The 21734-nt window shown below is 45.3% G+C and carries 19 protein-coding genes and 1 riboswitch; of the genes, 10 read left to right on the plus strand and 9 right to left on the minus strand.

Translation table 11 applies throughout. The annotated features are described in order from the left end of the window. Positions 1-146: 146 nt before the first annotated feature. Entirely contained in the window at positions 147-731 is a 585-nt protein-coding gene (gene nfuA / locus OQJ75_RS07310; RefSeq protein WP_009848013.1) for a Fe-S biogenesis protein NfuA, read from the minus strand. Between the two features lie 109 nt (positions 732-840). Next, positions 841-1554, minus strand: coding sequence for a ComF family protein (locus OQJ75_RS07315; protein WP_248388702.1), 714 nt, complete (start codon positions 1552-1554; stop codon positions 841-843). A 93-nt stretch (positions 1555-1647) separates the two neighbouring features. Between OQJ75_RS07315 and bioH the strand changes: the two genes are divergently transcribed. Together bioH and OQJ75_RS07325 are read left to right on the plus strand one after the other, a co-directional pair. Continuing rightward, on the plus strand, positions 1648-2424 hold the full coding sequence (gene bioH / locus OQJ75_RS07320; RefSeq protein ID WP_265972202.1) for a pimeloyl-ACP methyl ester esterase BioH: 777 nt from the start codon (positions 1648-1650) through the stop codon (positions 2422-2424). A 353-nt stretch (positions 2425-2777) separates the two neighbouring features. Next, complete coding sequence (locus OQJ75_RS07325) at positions 2778-3251, plus strand: hypothetical protein (RefSeq protein WP_010433611.1); 474 nt, start codon at positions 2778-2780, stop codon at positions 3249-3251. A gap of 124 nt (positions 3252-3375) precedes the next feature. On the opposite strand, the gene OQJ75_RS07330 is transcribed toward OQJ75_RS07325, so the two are convergent. Further along, the gene (locus tag OQJ75_RS07330) at positions 3376-5706 is read right to left on the minus strand and encodes a Tex family protein (RefSeq protein WP_265972201.1); all 2331 of its coding nucleotides are present in this window, start codon (positions 5704-5706) and stop codon (positions 3376-3378) included. Positions 5707-6378: 672 nt separating this feature from the next. Then, a complete protein-coding gene (greB, locus tag OQJ75_RS07335) occupies positions 6379-6861 on the minus strand; it encodes a transcription elongation factor GreB (protein WP_010433615.1) in 483 nt (160 codons plus the stop codon). Between the two features lie 170 nt (positions 6862-7031). Between greB and ompR the strand changes: the two genes are divergently transcribed. Both ompR and envZ read left to right on the plus strand, forming a co-directional pair. Then, positions 7032-7751 carry a two-component system response regulator OmpR gene (ompR, locus tag OQJ75_RS07340; RefSeq protein ID WP_009848007.1) on the plus strand — a complete coding sequence of 240 codons (720 nt, stop codon included), beginning with the start codon at positions 7032-7034 and terminating at the stop codon, positions 7749-7751. 153 nt (positions 7752-7904) lie between these two features. Then, positions 7905-9206: a two-component system sensor histidine kinase EnvZ gene (gene envZ / locus OQJ75_RS07345; protein WP_265972198.1), complete on the plus strand. Its 1302-nt coding sequence runs from the start codon at positions 7905-7907 to the stop codon at positions 9204-9206. 69 nt (positions 9207-9275) lie between these two features. Here envZ and recG read toward each other — a convergent pair whose 3' ends face one another. From recG to gmk, 4 genes are all read right to left on the minus strand, one after another. Further along, entirely contained in the window at positions 9276-11354 is a 2079-nt protein-coding gene (recG, locus tag OQJ75_RS07350; RefSeq protein WP_248388710.1) for an ATP-dependent DNA helicase RecG, read from the minus strand. Between the two features lie 267 nt (positions 11355-11621). After that, on the minus strand, positions 11622-13748 hold the full coding sequence (gene spoT / locus OQJ75_RS07355) for a bifunctional GTP diphosphokinase/guanosine-3',5'-bis pyrophosphate 3'-pyrophosphohydrolase (protein WP_248388712.1): 2127 nt from the start codon (positions 13746-13748) through the stop codon (positions 11622-11624). A gap of 53 nt (positions 13749-13801) precedes the next feature. Continuing rightward, positions 13802-14074: a DNA-directed RNA polymerase subunit omega gene (gene rpoZ / locus OQJ75_RS07360; RefSeq protein WP_009848003.1), complete on the minus strand. Its 273-nt coding sequence runs from the start codon at positions 14072-14074 to the stop codon at positions 13802-13804. A gap of 280 nt (positions 14075-14354) precedes the next feature. After that, positions 14355-14978: a guanylate kinase gene (gmk, locus tag OQJ75_RS07365; protein ID WP_065675975.1), complete on the minus strand. Its 624-nt coding sequence runs from the start codon at positions 14976-14978 to the stop codon at positions 14355-14357. A gap of 324 nt (positions 14979-15302) precedes the next feature. Next, positions 15303-15402, plus strand: a riboswitch (purine riboswitch). 58 nt (positions 15403-15460) lie between these two features. On the opposite strand from gmk, the gene OQJ75_RS07370 reads away from it, so the two are divergent. Then, complete coding sequence (locus tag OQJ75_RS07370; protein WP_265972194.1) at positions 15461-16831, plus strand: NCS2 family permease; 1371 nt, start codon at positions 15461-15463, stop codon at positions 16829-16831. Between the two features lie 224 nt (positions 16832-17055). Here the strand turns inward: OQJ75_RS07370 and OQJ75_RS07375 are convergent, their stop codons facing one another. Further along, positions 17056-17625: an outer membrane protein gene (locus tag OQJ75_RS07375; protein WP_265972192.1), complete on the minus strand. Its 570-nt coding sequence runs from the start codon at positions 17623-17625 to the stop codon at positions 17056-17058. A gap of 330 nt (positions 17626-17955) precedes the next feature. On the opposite strand from OQJ75_RS07375, the gene OQJ75_RS07380 reads away from it, so the two are divergent. The 5 genes from OQJ75_RS07380 (at position 17956) to OQJ75_RS07400 (ending at position 21573) form a co-directional block, all read left to right on the plus strand. Beyond that, the gene (locus OQJ75_RS07380; RefSeq protein ID WP_265972191.1) at positions 17956-18756 is read left to right on the plus strand and encodes a winged helix-turn-helix domain-containing protein; all 801 of its coding nucleotides are present in this window, start codon (positions 17956-17958) and stop codon (positions 18754-18756) included. Continuing rightward, positions 18747-19241 carry a hypothetical protein gene (locus OQJ75_RS07385; RefSeq protein ID WP_054547976.1) on the plus strand — a complete coding sequence of 165 codons (495 nt, stop codon included), beginning with the start codon at positions 18747-18749 and terminating at the stop codon, positions 19239-19241. Before OQJ75_RS07380 ends, OQJ75_RS07385 begins: the two co-directional genes overlap by 10 nt. A 379-nt stretch (positions 19242-19620) precedes the next feature. Next, on the plus strand, positions 19621-20046 hold the full coding sequence (locus OQJ75_RS07390) for a phosphate-starvation-inducible protein PsiE (RefSeq protein WP_017079068.1): 426 nt from the start codon (positions 19621-19623) through the stop codon (positions 20044-20046). Positions 20047-20258: 212 nt separating this feature from the next. After that, entirely contained in the window at positions 20259-20891 is a 633-nt protein-coding gene (locus OQJ75_RS07395; RefSeq protein ID WP_102557650.1) for an alternative oxidase, read from the plus strand. A gap of 469 nt (positions 20892-21360) precedes the next feature. Beyond that, the gene (locus tag OQJ75_RS07400; RefSeq protein ID WP_004735656.1) at positions 21361-21573 is read left to right on the plus strand and encodes a cold-shock protein; all 213 of its coding nucleotides are present in this window, start codon (positions 21361-21363) and stop codon (positions 21571-21573) included. The last annotated feature ends 161 nt before the right edge of the window (positions 21574-21734 follow it).

Consider the following 21734-nt stretch of genomic DNA (forward strand, 5'->3'; position numbering starts at 1 on the left):
AGGTTGATGCTTGCGCATCAACCTTTTGATTGAATCTTTAACTTTCTACCGGCTAAGACTGTATGAGTGCTTAGTCGTAGTAACACTTAGTTGTAAGGTACTTGGTCGTGAAGTAGCTAACCATGAAGTACCTAGTCGTAAAGTGATTAGTAGTAAGAATGCTCACCGCGATCGTGTTCAGTTGCATCACGAACGGCCGTCAATTCACCTTCGAATTGTTGAAGAAGTTCTTTCTCGATGCCTTCTTTAAGCGTTACGTCAACCATAGAACAACCGTTACAACCGCCGCCGAATGCAACGATAGCTGCGCCTTCTTCAGTGATCTCTACTAGGCTAACGTGACCGCCGTGGCCAGCAAGTTGTGGGTTCACTTGTGTTTGGATTGCATACTCAACACGCTCTATCAGAGTTGCGTCGTCTGATACTTTACGCATTTTAGCGTTTGGCGCTTTTAGCGTGAGTTGAGAGCCCATTTTGTCAGTTACGAAGTCAATCTCAGCTTCGTCTAGGAATGGTAGGCTTAGCTCATCTACGTAAGCAGAGAAAGCTTCAAAAGAAAGCTTAGTGTCAGACGCTTCGATAGCATCTGTTGGGCAGTAAGAAACACCACACTCAGCGTTTTGTGTGCCTGGGTTTACCACGAACACACGAATGTTTGTACCTTCAGGCTGCTGTGACAGCAGATTGGCAAAGTGAGTTTGAGCTGTTTCTGTAATAGTAATATTTGACACGACGAATACCTGAGTAGATTTGTAGGTTATTAGCGCCATTCTACTCCTGTCAGATTTGTAATTCAGCCCTTTTTTGTTGGATTGCTGTACAAGTAGCGATTCACAGCTTTTATCCAGAGGGCTCAGGAGTGCGGCAGATGCAGTAAATATCAATCCTTTTCACGCCTACTTCAAGTAGTAATTGGCATAATTGATACACAGTACTGCCGGTGGTTACAACATCATCAATTATCGCGACGTGAGAAGGGACAGTTCCTTGAAAGTCTTGTTTTCGAAGCGTAAAAGCGCTCTTTAGATTATGTAAGCGTGCGGATTTAGTCAGCCCTTGCTGAGAAGCGGTTGAGCGAATTCGACGGAACAGCACCTCAACTTTAACGCCAAGTTCTTGAGCTGTGTAATTAGCGAGCAGCTGACTTTGATTAAAGCCTCGATGAATATATCGACGCCAATGCAGAGGTACGCTGGTGATCAGCGGAGCAGGATGCTCGATACGTGAAGCCAATAACTTTGATAGATCGCGTGCAAACCAGAACTTATCGGCGTACTTCATTTGTTGAATGTAACGTGCTGTTGGAAAGGTGTAGTCCCCAACGCAATAGAGACGATGCCAAGGTGGAGGTTGAGATAAGCACTGTCCGCACTGCTCTACTGTGAGCAGTGTTTTTAAACCACATCGTTGGCAGCGAGGAACTGACTCAAAGAGATTAAGACAAGAATCACACCATCGAGGGTGAACATCGCTGTGCGACTTATCTAGCTTGCATAAGTGGCATTGAGGTGTGACCAGACGTGGTGTGTGTTTTTGTAGCCAATCGGATAACATAGCTTGTGATGCTTTTGGGTTATGGTGTTCCTTTTGCTCACCATACTGAAAAATGCAGGTTATTGCTGATGGAAAAAGTAGGGAATATTGAGAATGAGTGACGCGTTATATTGGCATGTTTCAGGGCAAGGACCCGATTTAGTTCTGGTTCACGGCTGGGGTATGAATGGTGCCGTATGGCAGCAAACGGTTACTGCATTGGAGTCTGATTTCCGAGTACATGTTGTCGATCTGCCGGGTTATGGACACAGCTCTCACTGCCACGCTCAAGATCTTGAAGAGATAGCTCAGCAACTGTTGGCCGATGCCCCTAAGCAAGCTATTTGGGTCGGTTGGTCACTCGGTGGCTTGGTCGCGACGCATATGGCTCTGCATCATTCAGATTATGTAAGCAAATTGGTGACGGTCGCCAGTTCTCCCAAATTCGCCGCTGCAAAAGAACCTGTTTTGTGGCGAGGTATTCAACCCAATGTATTAACGGCTTTCACTGAACAGTTAGTGGAAGACTTTCAGACCACCATCGAACGCTTTATGGCATTGCAAGCCATGGGCAGCCCTTCAGCAAGGCAAGATGTAAAACAGCTCAAGCAAGCAGTGCTTTCACGTCCGTTGCCGAATCCAGATTCTTTATTGGCGGGCCTAAAGATGCTGTCGGACGTCGACCTGCGTGAACAGCTCTCTGAGATTTCAGTGCCTATGCTGCGTTTATACGGTCGATTAGATGGATTGGTGCCAGTGAAAGTGGCCAAAGATCTGGGAAATGCGCTACCCGATACCGAGCAATACATCTTCACACAGTCGTCCCATGCGCCGTTTATGACAGAAGCCGATGCCTTCTGCAGTGAACTGATTAGCTTCGCACAAAAATAATCGCTAAATTTATCGCTGGCTTGGTCGATATATAACCTAATACCAAGCACAGTGAGTAAGTGTTCAAAAATAGCGTAGGAAAAAGGCTTGAGAACAAGGCAGCTTTTTTTTGACAAGTAGTTTTGATAAGTAGTTATTCTACAATCAAAAGTTCTAACGCCGTTATCGAGCATTTTAACAAGCTAGGATGAGCAGTTATTTACTACGATTGGTATAACACCAAGGCGTTGCATGATACTCAGACCTAACTCTCTCCTGAGCTGATTGCGGTAAGTTGGGCTATGCCTGTTGTGCTGACTCACAGTACAACAGCGTTATAGCAATAACGATGGGCGATTCTTGAGGAGTTCGCGATGATTGTGTCACCTGCAACTGCAGTGAGTGTGCCACTGATCGCTCCATCCGTTAATGTGCAAACAGAGCAAGTTGCGCGTGATAATAGAGTTCGAGAACCCGTAGCTCCTGCCGTAGCATTGGCGAAAACCAATGCAGAGCGAAAGGTAAAATCGGACGATAAGCGAAGGCAGCAGTCGGCTTGGGATCCTTCAGACCATCCTGGTTATGAAATGGAGAACGAGTCAGAGGCCAATTCGATTAGCCAAGAAGAGCCACAAGATCCTTTTGAGAGGTTATTCAGCTTATTGGCACTGAGAACATACAGTGCTGATCAAGGAAAGGGCTATACCATGCGTTTTCGCCTGCCAAAGCATGTTTTAGATGCGGCGATTCAAGAGGGACAGATGGAGAAACGACGTAAGGTCATAAAATATCATTATGGTCATGCTGTTGCGCCTCATGCTCCATCAGAGATGCTGGTCGTGTTGTAAGTCGAAAACTTATGACCCTGCCAAACTTCGATGTCTTTTTTGAACATATAATAAAAACCTGCATACCCTAAGGGATGCAGGTTTTTTGTTTTAGGCGAATCAGCTTTTCAGATGAGCTAACGGATTACTTTTTCGCTTTTGCAAAAGCAGCAGCGAACGCACCACCCATCGCAGCGTTTTGTTGCGGCTCTTCGCGACGGCGTTGTCCGCCTTGTGAATTGTGGTTCGGGCGGTTTTGCGTGCGAGGCGCGCTTGAGCGCTGTGCACGGTTGTCTTGTCCAGGCTCATCTTTCATGCGCATGCTTAGCGCAATACGTTTACGTTGAACATCGACTTCCATCACCTTCACTTTCACGATGTCGCCCGCTTTAACCACTTCACGTGGGTCAGAGACAAAGCGATCGGTCAGCGCTGAAATGTGCACTAAGCCATCTTGGTGAACACCAATATCAACGAAGGCACCAAAGTTAGCCACGTTCGATACAACACCTTCTAGAATCATGCCTGGTTCTAGGTCTGAAACGCTGTTTACGCCATCAGCGAAGGTTGCAGTCTTGAACTCAGGGCGAGGGTCGCGTCCTGGCTTATCTAGCTCCTTGATGATGTCGGTGACCGTTGGAACACCAAAGCTTTCATTGGTGTAATCAACCGCGTGCAAACCACGTAAGAAGTCAGTGTTACCTACCAGAGATTTGATGTCTTTCTGGTTTTTCTCGGCGATGGTTTTCACCACAGGGTAAGCTTCTGGGTGAACCGATGATGCATCTAACGGGTTCTTACCATCCATAATACGCAGGAAACCAGCACACTGTTCAAAGGCTTTTGGCCCCAAGCGAGCGACTTTCTTCAGCGTAGTACGAGCTTCGAAGCGACCATTTTCATCACGGAAATCCACGATGTTCTGAGCGATAGTGCTAGAAAGGCCTGCTACGCGAGTAAGTAGCGCGGCAGACGCGGTATTCACATCAACACCTACGGCGTTTACACAGTCTTCGACAATCGCATCTAGGCGCTTAGCGAGCATTGTCTGGCTAACGTCGTGTTGGTATTGGCCCACACCGATCGATTTAGGGTCAATCTTCACTAGCTCTGCCAGTGGATCTTGCAGACGACGTGCAATAGATACCGCACCACGAATCGATACATCCATGTTCGGGAATTCTTTTGCCGCTAGCTCAGAAGCAGAGTAAACCGATGCGCCGGCTTCGCTGACAATGATTTTTTGTGCTGTTAGGTTGCCACGCTTAATTACATCAGCAACAAAGCTGTCGGTTTCGCGTGAAGCCGTACCGTTACCTATCGCAATTAAATCAACATTGTATTGACGAACCATTTGCTCAACAACGTGCGCAGACTTGTCGTATTGCTTTTGCGGTGGGTGAGGGTAAATCGTTTCTGTTGCCAGAACCTTACCGGTAGAGTCCACAACAGCAATTTTCGAACCGGTACGTAAACCCGGGTCCAAGCCTAAGGTTGCTCGAGGGCCAGCAGGCGCAGCCATGAGTAGATCTTTTAGGTTGGTTGCGAATACTTCGATCGCTTCGATCTCTGCACGCTCTTTCATCGCGCCCATCAATTCAGTTTCCATGTGCATAGAAACCTTGATGCGCCATGCCCAGCTAATCACTTGCTTGCGCCATGCATCCGCTGGTGCGCTACTTAGAGTAATGCCGTAGTGATCAGAGATGATGTTCTCGCAGTATGAACCACGTACACCTTCTTCTTGCTCAGGATCTGCATTCATCGTCAGTGTTAGAAAGCCTTCATTACGGCCACGCAACATGGCAAGGGCACGGTGTGAAGGCACTTTGTTTAACGTTTCGTTATGCTCGAAGTAGTCTTTGAATTTCTCACCTTCGTTCTCTTTGCCAGCCACAACACGAGCACCAAGCTCTGCATTACGGTTTAGATGTTGGCGAATCTTTTCAAGTAGGTTTGCATCTTCAGCAATGCGTTCCATGATGATCGCACGTGCCCCATCGAGTGCAGCTTTCGTATCGGCAATGCCTTTATCACTGCTGATGAAGTTAGCGGCTTCCGTTTCCGGATCGTGCTGTGGTGCATTCCATAACGTATCGGCGAGTGGCTCTAAACCTGCTTCAATCGCGATCTGACCTTTAGTACGACGCTTTGGTTTGTATGGCAGATATAGATCTTCTAGGCGCGTCTTGCTGTCGGCTTGAGTGATATCACGCTCTAATTCTGGCGTGAGTTTGCCTTGGTCTTGAATCGACTTAAGAATCGTTTGGCGGCGATCGTCAAGTTCGCGAAGGTATGAAAGGCGACTATCAAGGTTACGTAGTTGGGTATCGTCTAAGCCACCCGTGACTTCTTTACGGTAGCGGGCAATAAAGGGAACGGTGTTACCGTCGTCAATTAGGTTTACTGCGGCGGTGACTTGCTCTGAACGAACATTCAGTTCTTCAGCAATCAGTCGACAGATAGCTTGGCTCATCCGATGAATCTCTTATTTAATATCATGACAAATACATGGGGGTGAGCGTACGCTTTTTCTAGCTTTGGCTGTGTAATTATCCTGTCAGAAGTCGAATTTCCGTTTGTGATACCCACTTTGTGCGAGATCTCTTACACGTGGTGTGCGACTAAGTCACTTTAAACCGATGAAATCGTCTTGAGGTTGTTCTAAGTTTCTGATTTTATTTGGTTTTGTGTTTGTGGGCGTACTTCTCACTAGAAATGTTTTTAGGGACTATCTAGGAAACTTACCCAAATACCGTAATATTTAACTTGTCGACAGGGAGTTGGCAGGAACAGGAAAAAGCCTAATGGACTAGGTATCTTCAGGATGAAGATTTGATTACTTAGGATGAGTGGTCAGCAAGGAAGTTATAATCTCTGGATGAGATTCGCCAGTCAGGATGACAGGCTAGAATGGACACCGCTAGGATGGCGATGAACAAAAAGGAAATTGGTTAAAGGATTTAGCCACTATCAAGGAAAGATGCAGGGAGCACCTTATCTCGAAGAGATAAACAGTAGCCGGATTGCTGCGATAGAGACTTAACCCCGTCAGGCGAGAGCCTAGCGGGGTTTTCTTTTATCTGGCGTTTGGTTTTTGCAAGCTTCGAGCTGTGATAGTCGGTTAACTGCGCTTGTCTAGTCAGTTCTAAGCGTTATCTGTGTAGTGAATTGAATTGATAAACCATTCTTTTATGCCTTCCGGGGTTTTCACCTCGAACTCATCATCGACTTCCTTTTTAAGCAAAGCTCTAGCCATAGGTGAGTCGATAGAGATATAGCCTTTAGCATCGCCGTAGATCTCTTCAGGGCCGACAATACGAAACTTTTTAATTTCGCCATCATCATTCTCAATTTCGACCCAAGCACCGAAAAATACCTTACCTTCTTGTTGCGGCGAGTAGTCCACGATCGTGACATCAGGTAGGAACTTTCTTAAGAAACGCACTCGGCGATCAATCTGTCGAAGCAAACGCTTATTGAAGGTGTAATCTGCGTTTTCTGAACGATCTCCAAGGCTTGCAGCCCAAGTGACTATTTTGGTGATCTCTGGACGCTTCTCGTGCCATAAGTGGTCATGTTCTGCTTTGAGTTTGTTATAACCTTCACGAGTGATAAGTTTGGTTTTCATAAATCTGACTTAATGAAATGATGATCTAAGATAGAATATATAGAAAGGCAACATACGTTAACAATTATTTAGGCGACTTTTTCCCCAATAATGTTACATTTTTAATGTCTTATACAATTTACCAAGAATGCTTAACCTCAGGTTTAAGCTTTAATAGGTGGAACCATTACATGCAAGAAAACTACAAAATTTTAGTGGTCGATGACGATGCTCGTTTACGTGCATTGCTAGAACGCTATCTGTCAGAGCAAGGCTTTCAAGTGCGTAGCGTGGCAAACAGTGAGCAGATGGACCGCCTGTTAACCCGTGAAAACTTTCACTTGATGGTATTGGATTTAATGTTACCGGGCGAAGACGGTCTGTCGATCTGTCGCCGTCTAAGAAACGCAAACAACTCGCTACCAATCCTGATGCTGACGGCAAAGGGTGACGAAGTGGATCGCATTGTGGGTTTGGAAGTGGGTGCTGATGATTACCTGCCAAAACCGTTTAACCCACGTGAACTGCTTGCTCGTATCAAAGCGGTAATGCGTCGACAAGTGATTGAAGCGCCGGGCGCACCAAGCACAGAAGAATCTGTGGTTGAGTTTGGTGAATTCCGCCTAAATCTAGGTACGCGTGAAATGTTCCGCGGTGAAGAGCCGATGCCTCTTACCTCAGGTGAATTTGCGGTTCTTAAGTCACTAGTGACTAACGCTCGTGAGCCAATGTCTCGCGATAAGTTGATGAACATGGCGCGTGGCCGTGAGTATTCAGCGATGGAACGTTCTATCGATGTTCAGATTTCTCGTCTGCGTCGTCTAGTGGAAGAAGATCCAAGCAAACCTCGTTACATCCAAACGGTGTGGGGCTTGGGCTATGTATTCGTTCCAGATGGCAAAGCTGTGTAATCTAGCTTTATAAGCTCTATAACTGCTTTACCGATTCTGTGAATCTTACGGGTCATCTCATTAATATGCGATGGCCCGTTTTGTATTCAGCACAAGGGTTTACAGCTATAGTTTCCATTATGTCCCTTTATCACCCCTAACTTTAGGTCTTCTATGCGCATACGTAGCTCCTTTACTCAGTCGATAGTGCTCTTTTTAACCCTGTTGGTCGCTAGCCAAATTTTTTCTTATTACGCGGTGTTTAATTATGCGTTGATGCCGAGTTTGCAGCAGTTTAATAAGATTTTGGCTCACGAGCTAAACCTAGTATTGGACCAAGGCAGTGATATCGAGATTGATGCGCCATTACGTCAGCGTGTGCTTGAGCAGCTTGGGGTAACCGTTCATACCAAGGACAGCGAAGCGGCGGGTGAGTATTACCATGCAGTCGCAATCGACTTGATGAGTGAGGAGATGACCAAAGAGCTGGGTTCTGAAACTGAAGTGCGGCTGATCTTGGGCAATGAAAGCTATGTGTTGTGGATGGACATTGCGCAGCTGCCTAACTCTTTGATTCGTATTCCGTTATCAGAGCTGCAAGAAGAGGATTTTGCACCACTGTTTCGTAACAGTCTGATCATGGCGCTGTTGATTGTCGCCGGTGGTTGGTTGTTTATCCGATTGCAAAACCGTCCGTTGATTGCGCTGGAGAAAGCCGCGCAAGGTGTCGGGCGAGGTGATATACCACCACCCCTGCCAGTACAAGGTGCGCAAGAGATTCGTTCAGTAACCCGAGCCTTTAATCAAATGTCGAAAGGCATACAAGAATTGGAAGAAGATAGAGCCCTACTAATGGCGGGTATTAGTCATGATCTGCGTACACCACTCACGCGTATTCGCTTGGCGACAGAGATGATGTCGCCAGAAGACAGTTACTTAGCGGAAGGCATCATCAGTGATACCGAAGAGTGTAACGAGATCATCAGCCAGTTTATGGACTACTTAAAACCCGTTGATCGAGATTCATTCCAAGCGGTGTTTGTTGACGATATTGCTCGCGAGGTTTCTAGCTCTGAAGGTGGATACGAAGTGCAGATTGAAACTGATATTCCGGAATCAATGAAGCCCGCGCTTGGTAACCCAATTGCGATGAAGCGTGCGGTGAGTAACTTGGTAGTAAATGCGCTGCGTTATGGTAATGGTTGGGTCAAAGTGTCTACCGGCATGACGGCGGATAACAAACTTGCTTGGGTAACGGTGGAAGATAATGGTCCAGGTATCCCGCAGGATCAGATCGGGAAGTTGTTTGAACCGTTCACCCGCGGCGATACTGCCCGAGGCAGTGAAGGGACAGGCTTAGGCTTAGCGATTGTGAAACGTATTGTCAGCCAACACCAAGGTGCGGTGGTGGTGAATAACCGCAGTGAGGGTGGTTTAAAGGCGCAGATCAGTTTCCCTGTGAAGCCCCAGGCTTGAGTTTACTAGCACTAAAAAGGCTTCCTTGAGGAAGCCTTTTACGTTTTTGAATGACAGTGTCTGTGCTAATTAAGCCTTAGAGTAAACATCGCGCTCGCCTAGCCAGCGGTTGATGATCGCCTTGGCGTTATCTGGGTAGCTATCGTGAATATGACGCGCAATACGCTGCACTTCTGGGATTAACCTTTGGTCTCGTACCAAGTCGGCAATCTTGAAGTCGGCCAAGCCTGTCTGTTTGGTGCCAAGCAGCTCACCGGGGCCACGGATCTCTAAGTCACGCTGTGCAATCACAAAGCCATCGTTACTTTCACGCAACACTCCTAAGCGCTTCTGAGCGGTTTTAGACAGCGGTGAGTGATACAACAATACACAGTGGCTTGCGACCGAACCACGGCCAACACGGCCTCGTAGTTGGTGCAGTTGTGCAAGGCCAAGACGCTCTGGGTTCTCGATGATCATTAAGCTCGAATTAGGCACATCCACACCGACTTCAATCACGGTTGTCGCAACTAATAGATGCAGCTTGTTCTCTTTGAACTCTTGCATCACCGCTTGTTTCTCGGCAGGTTTCATACGGCCATGAACTAAACCAATTTTGACGTCAGGCAGTTTGCGTTGCAGCTCTTCAGCGGTATCAGCCGCAGCTTGAGCTTCTAGTACTTCGGACTCATCAATCAGCGTACATACCCAATAGGCTTGTTTGCCTTCATTGAGACACGCATTTTTCACACGTTCGACAATGTCATCCCGCTTGGTATCAGGAATCGCCACGGTTTGAATCGGTGTTCGACCCGGTGGCAACTCATCAATAATTGAGGTTTCAAGATCGGCATAGGCCGTCATCGCTAACGTTCGTGGAATCGGTGTTGCCGTCATGACTAATTGGTGTGGGTAATAACCTTGCTTTGCACCTTTCTCACGCAGCTCTAATCGCTGGTGGACGCCAAATCGGTGCTGCTCATCAATGATTACTAAGCCAAGGTTTTTGAACTCGACATGTTCTTGGAACAAAGCATGAGTACCGACTACCATTTGTGCTTCACCACTGGCAATACGAACGAGCTCGGTTTCGCGAGCCTTGCCTTTGAGTTTACCTGCTAGCCACCCAACTTGAATGCCCATCGCCTCAAACCAGTTAGCAAAGTTGATCGCGTGTTGTTCCGCGAGCAATTCGGTGGGTGCCATTAGCGCAACTTGTTGACCGTGTTCGAGTGCGCGAACAGCCGCAAGCGCAGCGACCAAGGTTTTACCTGAGCCTACATCGCCCTGAACTAAACGCATCATTGGGTGCGGTTTTTCAAGGTCAGCTTCGATCTCCTTGGTTACTCGTGTTTGTGCATTGGTTGGTGAGAACGGTAACTGAGCGAGTAGCTTATCTTTAAGAGCATGTACTGGAGGAAAAGGCATCGCTTTGTCTTGTTGCCCCTTACTACGAACAGACAGCATCGATAAGTTCTGAGCCAGTAGCTCTTCCATAATCAGGCGTAGCTGCGCAGGGTGTTTACCCTCATCAAACAACTCTAGGTCAATACCTGGAGGTGGCCTGTGAATGGTATGCAGTGCTTGTGCGAGGGTAATTTGGTGATCGTATAAACCTGATGGTAGCAGCTCATTCACCGCGGCTTTGTCGATCAGTTCTAATGCTTGGTCGGTGAGGTTACGCAGCGTGACTTGCCTTAAGCCCTCGGTGGTTGGATACACCGGAGTCAGATTGGCTTCAACATCTGGTTGTTGCCTAGGCGCAAAGAATTTGTAGTCAGGGTGGACGATCTCAAGCCCCATATTACCGCGCTTGATCTCACCGTAGGCATGGACTTGTTTGCCTTCGGCAAAGTTATTCTTCATACCAGCGGTGAAGTTGAAAAAGCGCAGAGTAATGGTGCCGTTACCATCACTGATTTTTACCGCCAACATCTTACGTTTACCGAAAATGGTATCGACGTGCATCACCTTGCCTTGCACTGCAGCCCAAAGGCCAGCGTGCAGTTTTACGATTGGATAGATACGCGTTCGATCTTCATAGCGTAAAGGCAAGTGAAACAGTAGATCTTGTACGTTGTTAAGCCCAACCTTTTCCAGTTTCTCTGCGACTTTAGCGCCGACTCCAGATAAAGAGTTGAGAGGGATAGCAGATAAAAGCTGTGACATAACAAGGCTCATAAACGTAAGAGAGATGATCTATTCAAGCATTTTACTGGATTTTTGTACAGGGTAAAGCTTAGAAGCAGATACGGGATTCGGGATACGAAGAGATCAGGAGCAGATTTGGGTTGCGGCTAAATGAGTACTAAAAAACAGGGCAGTACAAAAAATTAAAGCAGACTCGAAATACGAAGAGTTGAGGTGGTGAAAAGCTTTTGCTCTTCGCATCTCGAGACTCGTATCTCTCATCTGCTTTTTAATCTGCTTCTAGATCTAGTTCTTACGACGTCTTACTTTTAGCGCGTGTGGCATCACACGTAGCTTTTTCATAATACTTGCAAGGTGAACACGATCTTTGGTGGTCAGCAAGATAGTCACTGTGTACAGGCGTCCATCTCGTTCTTCGGTTGAAATACCGTGAATGTTTGAGCCCGTTTTAGAGATAACGTTCGTTAACTCAGCCAGTGCACCTTGGTGGTTCTGCAGATCGATCTGAAGTTCAGCTGTGAACTCTTGATCGTAATCGTCAGACCATTCTACCGCCATGTATTTGTCTGGTTCTTTTTGGTAGCCACGAACGTTTGGACACGTTTCACGGTGAACCACAAGGCCACGACCTGGGGATACATGGGCAATGATGTGATCGCCTGGGATCGGGTGACAACAATTAGCGAAAGTCAGTAGTAGACCCTCAGCACCACGGATAGGCAATTTCTTCCTTGGTGTGTCGCTGTTGTTTATCACTTCTGTCAGTTCGTCAGCATCACCCAGTAGACGACGAGCAATGACGATACTCATCAATTCGCCAAGACCAATCGATGCTAGCAAGTCTTCAACGCTTTCTAGGCGTAAGTCAGACAATACGTGCTCGAGGTTCTCTTGGCCGATATCGGCAATAGAGTGTTCACCAAGTGCGTGGTTCAGTAGACGGCGACCTAGCGTAATAGACTCTTCACGACGCATGGTTTTCAGAACCTGACGGATCTTAGTACGTGCGCGTGAGGTCACTACGTAGTTGAGCCATGCAGCATTCGGACGTGCGCCCGGAGCACTGATGATCTCAATGGTTTGACCGTTCTTCAGCGATTTGCTAAGTGGATAAGGGTTCATGTCTACACGAGCACCTACACACATGTTGCCGACATCGGTATGCACCGCGTAAGCAAAATCGACCGCTGTTGCGCCCGCAGGAAGTTCGACAATGCGACCTTTTGGCGTGAACACAAAGATCTCATCTGGGAACAGATCTGATTTAACGTTTTCAATGAATTCGAATGAGTTACCTGCGCTTTGTTGCAGCTCAAGTAAGCTCTGCATCCAACGTTGTGCTTTAACCTGTGCGGTTGTCCCGTTACTGCTGCGCGAGCCATTGCCTTTGTAAGACCAATGCGCCGCGACACCTTTATCTGCCATTTGCTCCATATCTTCAGTACGGATCTGGACCTCAACTGGCACCCCGTGAGGGCCGATCATTGACGTGTGCAGAGATTGGTAGCCGTTGGCTTTTGGTACCGCAATGTAATCTTTCATGCGGCCAGGGCGGGGCTTGTACAGGCTGTGAGCTTGACCAAGTACGCGATAACAAGTATCTGGGGTATCAACCACCACGCGGAAAGCGTAGATGTCCATAATGGTGTGAAAGCGCTGCTCTTTGGTTTTCATCTTGTTATAGATGGAGAACAGATTCTTTTCACGACCAAGTACGCGAGCAGGCAAACCGACTTCTTCAAGGCGGCCTTCGATTTCGCTATGGATACGTTGGATCATCTCCTTACGGTTACCACGCGCAGCTTTCACTACGTTTTTCAGTACGCGATAACGGTTAGGATAAAGGGCTTCGAAGCCCAACTCTTCTAGTTCGGTCTTGATGTTATGAATACCAAGACGGTGAGCTAGCGGAGAATAAATCTCGAGGGTTTCACGAGCAATACGACGCTTTTTGTCAGGACGAAGTGCCCCAAGCGTACGCATGTTGTGAGTACGGTCAGCTAATTTGATCAAGATAACGCGGATGTCTTGCACCATGGCGAGAACCATCTTACGGAAGTTCTCTGCTTGCGCTTCTTTGCGATCACGAAATTTAAGCTTATCCAGCTTAGATACACCATCAACCAGTTCAGCAACGGTATTGCCGAATTGAGCTTCTAGCTCCTCTTTTGTAACTTCAGTATCTTCAATTACATCGTGGAGTAGGGCAGCTTGCAGGGTTTCGATATCCAGACGCATTTCTGCCAGGATTCTTGAAACAGCAACAGGATGGATTATGTATGGTTCACCCGTTGAACGGGTTTGCCCTTCATGGGCATTTCTCGCTACCACATAAGATTGACGCAGAGCCTCAATTTGAGGCTCTGTTAGGTATTCTTGGGCAACGTCTTTGAGGCTATCGAATAGATACAAATTAAAGGCCCGGAAGGTTAATTAGTTCGAATGACGCTTTTTGCGACTGTGAGCTAACGAGTGTGAGCGATGCTGCTTACTGCTGCAAGTTCAGCCGCTTCTTGCTCTTGTTGCTCTTGACGCTCACGAGCATCTAGTACGTCTTTAGTGATAAGACCTTCTTCGATTTCGCGAAGAGCGATAACCGTTGGCTTATCGTTTTCTTCAGGCACTAGTGAATCTTTACCGCCAGTTTGCATTTGACGTGCGCGGCGAGCCGCAATAAGAACTAGGTCGAAACGGTTGCCAACTTTTTCAACAGCGTCTTGAACAGTTACGCGTGCCATGAGGACTCCAAATAGTAATTAACTAATAAATTTTTAATGACGAGAAAGTATACAAGTTTAACTAGAGACTTTCTAGTTCACCGTATACTTATCTCAATGGAAAATCCAGTTATACCAATCACAGTAAAATAAGTGCTCAGAGATAGCGCCGGAAAAAAGTTTGAGAACAAGGAAGAATTTTTCGATAAGTAGTGACCCTACAATCAAAAATTCTAACGACGTTATCAGGCTTTTTCACAAGCTAGAATGACCAGTTGTTTACTACGATTGGTATCAGAGATTATTCCGCTAGTAGTGCTGTAAGCATGCCGCTGTATTTAGCTGCTTGCTTATCTTCTTTCAAACGCTCCGCACGAATGATAGCTCTGAAGTCCATTAGGGCTGCATCAAAGTCGTCATTCACGATCACATAATCATATTCTGCATAGTGAGAAATCTCTGATTTTGCTTCGCTCATGCGTTTCGCAATAACTTCGTTGCTGTCTTGACCGCGAACATTCAAACGACGCTCTAGTTCACCATTTGATGGTGGAAGAATGAATACACTCTTCGCTTGAGGCATTTGTTCACGGATCTGACGAGCACCTTGCCAGTCGATATCTAGGAATACATCGATACCGCGGTTTAGGTTTTCTTCAATCCAAACGCGTGAAGTACCGTAGTAGTTGCCGAAAACTTCAGCGTACTCTAGGAATTCACCTTTAGTAATAAGGTCTTCAAAATGATGCTTCTCTACAAAGTGGTAGTGAACACCATTTTCTTCACCAGGGCGCATACCGCGAGTGGTGTGTGAAACAGATACCTTCATTGCGTAGGTTGGATTGGTTTCTAGCATTGCTGAGATCAAGCTCGACTTACCTGCGCCACTAGGTGCAGATACGATGTAAAGAGTACCTTTGCCCATCTGTATATTTCCACTGTTGGTTGGATTGAGTGAAGGTGATAAACCTACACTATAAAAGATAGCACTGACTCTAATTGTTGTTCCGTTGGTTACGTCTATAAAGAGATAACGAGTAAAACTAATAGAAGCAACTGGTGAAAATTAGGCCAGAAAAATGGAGGCGAAGAGTAGCATATTTAGATGATTGAGAACAACTGGCTTGATCGTTATTTATTAGCAAATGATCTTCTCAAGGATCTTTGTATAAATGTAATGACTCGTCATCGGTACTTTTTTATGTGATCTGGACAAAATTTGTTGAAGTTTTAATCTCAATCCTTACAATCCGCGCAAACGATTAAATGCTGTATATGTTTGATGAAATGGGTCAAATGTTTCTACTACCGAGCCTACCTTGGTAACTACAGTTTTTAGTGTAGAGACCTCTCTATTCTCGCAGCATTTGAATCACCAAATTCTTAATTTATTGCAAAGGTTTTGTTGTGAGTACCGATTCCACCCTGAAAGCCCAGAACACCTCTGGCTCGCTTGATTCGATGTTTAAAATCACTGAAAGAAAAACCACGATTGGCACTGAGCTGTACGCGGGTTTCATCACTTTCTTGGCGATGAGCTATATTCTGGCGGTTAACCCTGCGATTTTGGGGGATATCCCAGGTATGGACAAAGGGGCAGTATTTACAGCAACCGCTCTGTCTGCCGCTATCGCAACGCTTATTATGGGCATTTGGGGCAACTACCCAGTGATGCTTGCACCAGGCATGAGCATGAACGGCTTCTTCAAAGGCTTATTATTAAGTGGCTCTGTTGCGGTGCTTTGGAATGAAGCGCTGTTTGGCATCTTCCTATCGGGTATCCTGTACCTCGCGTTCTCGTTAACCAATATTCGTAAATCGATGATTGAGTCGATTCCTGAAGATTTGAAGTTGGCGATTACCGTGTCTCTTGGACTGTTCATCGCTTTCTTAGGTCTTAAGAATGCGGGCATCATCGTTTCTAACCCATTTGTATTGGTTGGCTTAGGTGATATTTCCGATCCAAAAGTGATCATCGCTTACGTGAGTATCTTCATCGCACTGGGTTGTATGGTTCGTGACATCAAGCTAGCAACCTTCATCTCGTTCGTTTCTGCTATCGCGCTGACCATTCTTGCTGATGTATTCATGGGTACATCAAACGCACCAATCCCAGACCAATTTTTTTCTATGCCACCAAGCATGGCAGGCAGTTTCGGCGCTATCTTTGATTTCTCTGCTTTCACGCCTGAAAAAATGTTCGATCTATTGTTCATTGTACTTATCTTCCTGATTGTCGATTTCTTCGATGGCTTAAGCACGATTGTTGGTGTTGGACGTGATGCGGGTATCATCGACAAAGACGGTAAGGTACCAAATGCGAAATCGGCTTTAGTTGCTGATGCAGGTGGAACAGTGATTGGTTCTATTTTAGGTACCACATCGATCACCGCGTTCTCGGAATCTGGTATTGCTTCTTCTCAAGGGGCGAAAACGGGCTTGGCAGCAGTCATGGTGGCTGGCTTATTCCTAGTGTCGCTATTCCTATACCCAATCTTCTCTATCTTCTCAGCGGCAATGGTCGCGCCTGCGATGGTAGTGGTAGGCATCTACATGGTGGGTCGCCTTGGTCAGATAAACTGGGAAAAGAAAGAGTCACGCATTGCAGCTTTCTTCACCATCATGTTCACCGTTCTAAGCTTCTCACCAGCAAACGGCATGGCGATGGGCTTCATCAGTTACGCATTCACGATGGTTGTGGCAGGTAAGCGCAAAGAAGTGCATCCACTTATCTACGGCCTGTGTGTGGTGTTCTTAACTTACCTGATTCTTCTATAAGGCTAATTCGCCACTACTAATTAGCCACTAACAAGTCGCTAAATAAAAGACAAACAGATGGCTCTGCAGTGAATGTGGGGCCATTTTTGTATCTGTTGTATCTTAAATTTATGCTCGTTCTTGCTGAACGTTGAGTTCAACTTACCGCCATTCTGCTGATGTTCACCTAAAAAGGGCGACGGTGGTCGCCTCTTTACGTTTACTAGCCAACGAAGTGTTCGTTATTAGAATTTGTACGTTGCGCCAGCGTAGAAGCTACCAAGTTGGACGGTCACATCATTGTATAACCAGTGGCCAGTATCAACGCTGAAGGTATCAACTTCGTAAGCCACACGGAAGTTTAGGTTCTCAAGGCTTGCTGGTGTGTATTCTACACCTGCGCCCAAACGCAATGCTGTTTCATCTTTGCTACCATAGTCATCAACATCAAATGAAAGCTGCGTTAGACCTATGGTACCAAATGGACGCCAACCGCTATCAAAGGTGTAGCCAAGGTTTGCAGCAATAGATATGCCTGCTGTTTCGATAGCATAACCTGACAAGCCTGGTGCTGTTATATTACTGTATTTGGTGAATTGTGTTTCAACGCCAACAATGCGGTTAAATTGATAGCCACCAATCAACTTAACCGTTGAGTATTTTGTTTCTAGTGTAGAAAACGCGGCATCGTCATCGTAAGTTGTGGTACCAAAACCACCACCTAGGTAAAAGCCAGATACGTCTTTCTCAACTGCTTGATCTTGGGCACTGGCAAAGGCAGAAAATGCTGCCAGAAGGATCACTGCTTTTTTCATTAGATTCATCTCATCGGGGATAAAAAGTGGTGTGCATTATGTGTTCAATGGCAATATAAAACTAAAGATGGAATTCATATAAACTTCATGACTTGTCGGTTTATTGATAATTCCCCTTTTATATATTTTTATCTTTATTACATAATTCATTGATATGTTTGATGTTGTTTTTTCTGTAGGAACTTCTGCTTTAGGTGGATGGACTGTACTCACGGCTTACGCAGTTGACTTGGTAATGGTAGGATCCAGCTCTTCACGCGTGTGTTTTTTGGTTGTGTGAGCCCTAATTTCAGTAATAGTGAGTGTATGCATAGAGTCTGTTTTTCCAATTTGATTCTCGATCCAACGACTCTAACTTTATCGAATGCCGATGGTGAATGTATTCAATTACGCCCGCTTCCATATGCAGTGTTGAGTTTGTTACTTGAAAACCAGGGTGTTCACGTTACTCGTGAACGACTATTTGAAACCTGTTGGGGGGGCGCATTAGTCACTGACCAAGCGATCACTAATGTCATTTCAGGTTTAAGGAAAAACTTCGAGCAGTTGGGCGCGCGCGATGTCACCTTGAAAACAGTCAGCAAAATTGGCTACGTTCTGAACATTCACAGTGGCAAAGAGCCGATTAAGAAAATAGGAAACCGAGCAATTCGGGTTAGCCAAGAGCAAGAAATCGTTTTAGAAGAGGTGAGCCTTAAGCCTGCCCCTACCTTGAAAATGAACATGTATTCTTGGCATGGGTTTGTGACGGTATTGCTGCTAGCCTGTTTGGTGTTCGTTTTTTTTACTAAGCCTTTTATCCGAAAGCCACAGTTTCTCCAGCCTAGTGAGTATCAACATTTTCAGATTGGCGTGACCGATTTTTATCTTTATGACAGTGCTTATTTAATAAGTGACGGTCGACTGCTCGCATATGAATTAGCGACTCAATCGTTTCCAACCTGTCATGCGGATATGTATCTGCGAATCGCAGAGTCTGCTTATGACGACGACGTTTATATGATTAAAACTTTTGCTTTTGCGAAACACGGCAGTAAGAACGCAAGCTACGTGAATCATTCGGTGAGTATTGATGATTTATCAGAGACGGTGGTGAAAGCAATTAGGAGGGCTCGATCAATATGCGGATAAAATCGGTCGTCGTTTTCAATATTGCGCTTGCTACCTGTGTCATCGGTGTGGCGTTGTATCAGTGGAAGTTTGAGCAACAACAGTTAGCGGGTAGTCGTTGGGCATGTGTTCAGCTTGATGAGGGGTTTGTTTCGCAAGGGTATCGTCACTATCAAGAGATCGCTGATCGCTCTATTTTAGAGTTTACCTCAAATGACAGTTTGCTGATTTTTCAGAAAGGTTATGTTCAGACACTTGTCGGAGAAACCAAGCCCTACGAAGTCTATTATGAAGCAAACTACATTGCTGAGAATGGTCTCCTATCGGTTGCCTATCAACATATCGACTGGAATCTAAAGCCAACTGGCAATGAGATCTTTGTTCGTGATATGGACGCTCTGGTAAGAGCTAAAATTGAACTGATGTATAAAGTGAAAGGTGACCAGTTGTTTTTGTTCAGTAAAGGGCATGCAGAAGAGAGGAATCATATCTGCTATTCCAAATGACGATTTTGAACCATAGTAACTCCGATATCAGCGTGTACTATTATGACACTTTCAAGCTTAGGTACTTAATTTAATTGAGTTTATTTTTAGTGGTTTTGATTTGTATAAAGAAGTGCATCCACTTATCTACGGCCTGTGTGTGGTGTTCTTAACTTACCTGATTCTGCTTTAAGGCTAATTAGCCACTAAAAAGCCGCTAAGTAAAAGACAAGCATATGGCTCTGCAGTAAATGTGGGGCCATTGTTTTATCTGTTGTTTCTTACCTTTACTTCTTACTGGTGGTTACCGATGAATTGATGGCGATGCTTTGACAGTACGCGACTTATATTGATGCATGCTATTGTAGAGACTGGATTAATTATTTTTTGAAGAGTGACTATGCCTTCTAACTTGCCTAAATCTTTTAGTAAGCCGTTTTTAAAAGTATTCCACATTATGGAAGCGGTATTGCTGGTGGCGATCACACTGGCGACCTTGTTTGCGATGGTCGAAGAGTTCATGCATGTCTTCGCTGAACGCCGAGTGCAATTGACCGACATTCTGCTGATGTTTATCTATTTAGAAGTGTTGGCGATGGTTCAGCAGTTTGTGATGAACGGTAAGATCCCAGTGCGATACCCCATCTACATCGCGATGATGGCAATTGCTCGTTATATCACTTTAGGCATGAAAGAACTCGATGCGGTATTGATCGTTTGGTTATCTTTAGCGGCATTTATCTTAGCCGCAGCAACACTCTTGATTCGTGTTGGGCATCATTATTGGCCATATGTCGATCTAAGAACCAAGCAGCCGGATGAGTAAATCAATCAGGTTATAAGCTAATAAGAGCCCGGCCATGTTGCTGGGTTTTTTATTGCTCTTAGTGTGTCTAAAAGACATAAAGATGTCTCTTTTGTTGCTGAAATTGTGCTGTCAATAAGACTCTAATTGTTGTTTTTACCTTGATGTACAAGGCTTTGTGTCTTGGCATGAATGTTGATTAGTAAGTAATAGACTCATATAAGGAACACGCTATGCATTTTGAAAGCACTCATTATAAACCTGAAATCTTCTCCGAAAAGGTTGCACTTCTTGTTACTCGACTTCTCAAAAAGACACTTAACTTGTTTTATGGAAAACACTTAGCCAAACGAGCCATGTTGTTGGAAACCATAGCGGCGGTGCCGGGCATGGTGGCGGGAGTGTTCAATCACCTCAAAGCTCTGCGTCGCATGAAAGACGATGGTGGTTGGATCAAAGAGCTACTGGACGAAGCGGATAATGAACGGATGCACTTGATGATTTTCCTTACCGTTACCAACCCGTCCATTATAGAGCGCATTTTAGTGATGCTATTACAGTTCATCTTTTTACTTATCTATGGCGTGATCTACTTAGTCTCATCTAAGACGGCACATAGGATCGTTGGCTATTTCGAAGAGGAAGCTTGTAACAGTTACTCCGAATATATCTCGAAAATTCAAGATGGCACGTTGCCCAATCATCCCGCGCCTGAGATTGCGATTAAATACTATCGCTTACCCGAGAATGCCATGTTTTTGGATGTGCTTTTCTGCATAAGAGAGGATGAAGCCAAACATAGAGATAAGAATCACGACATTGCCGATCTCTATAAAACCCAGGACTTACCCGATCACCAGTGTTAGTCATTAAAAGACAGAATTAAGACAAATAAAGCTCAGTAACCAGAAAATAAAGTCGTCTTAATTGCCTTCAAACTGTGGGGTGGGGTTGAGCTTTGCTGTGGATTCGAGAAATACGGTCATACCTGATGGTGAGCGCTTTAGGGCGCCTACTATGAGTAAATTTTTTGAGATCAAAGTCTTATAAATTAAGCTCTGCGGCATAGCAGGGCTTTAATAAAAGCTAACCGAACAAAAAAACATCAATTTTTTCAAATAAAGCTTTACAACCCGGCTCAGATCACCAAGAATGGCGTCGCTCTGTTTTCAGAGTTATTAAATGAAACATCCAGTTGTAAAGTAAAACCCTTAGTATTGCTTCATTGTTATTCTCAGTGTTTCCCTTGGCTTCATAGATACATTAAATAATTCAAGCTTTCAGCGCATCGCACTTTTGGCGATTAATTTTTTATTTTTATATAAGGGACACATCATGTCTAACAAAACAAACGGCGTAGTAAAATGGTTTAACGAAGAGAAAGGTTTCGGTTTCCTAACTCAAGACAACGGCGGCGCTGACGTATTCGTTCACTTCCGTGCTATCGCATCTGAAGGTTTCAAGACTCTTAAAGAAGGCCAACAAGTGTCTTTCGAAGTAGAGCAAGGCCAAAAAGGTCTTCAAGCTGCAAACGTTGTAGCTCTATAAGATTTTAAGTCGGCGCAGGTTGCATTAGCAACTTGCGTCACTTTCTCTATCAAATCTGTTTTCCCCCTCAGTTCTACCGTAATACTCTTCTCCACTTGCAATACCCCCTCAAAATGTTCTTAAATTCTTTTGTACATCTATTCAGTTCTATCTATAGCTGT

Origin of the sequence: Vibrio sp. 14G-20, from assembly GCF_026241515.1 — a bacterium.
GTDB lineage: Bacteria > Pseudomonadota > Gammaproteobacteria > Enterobacterales > Vibrionaceae > Vibrio.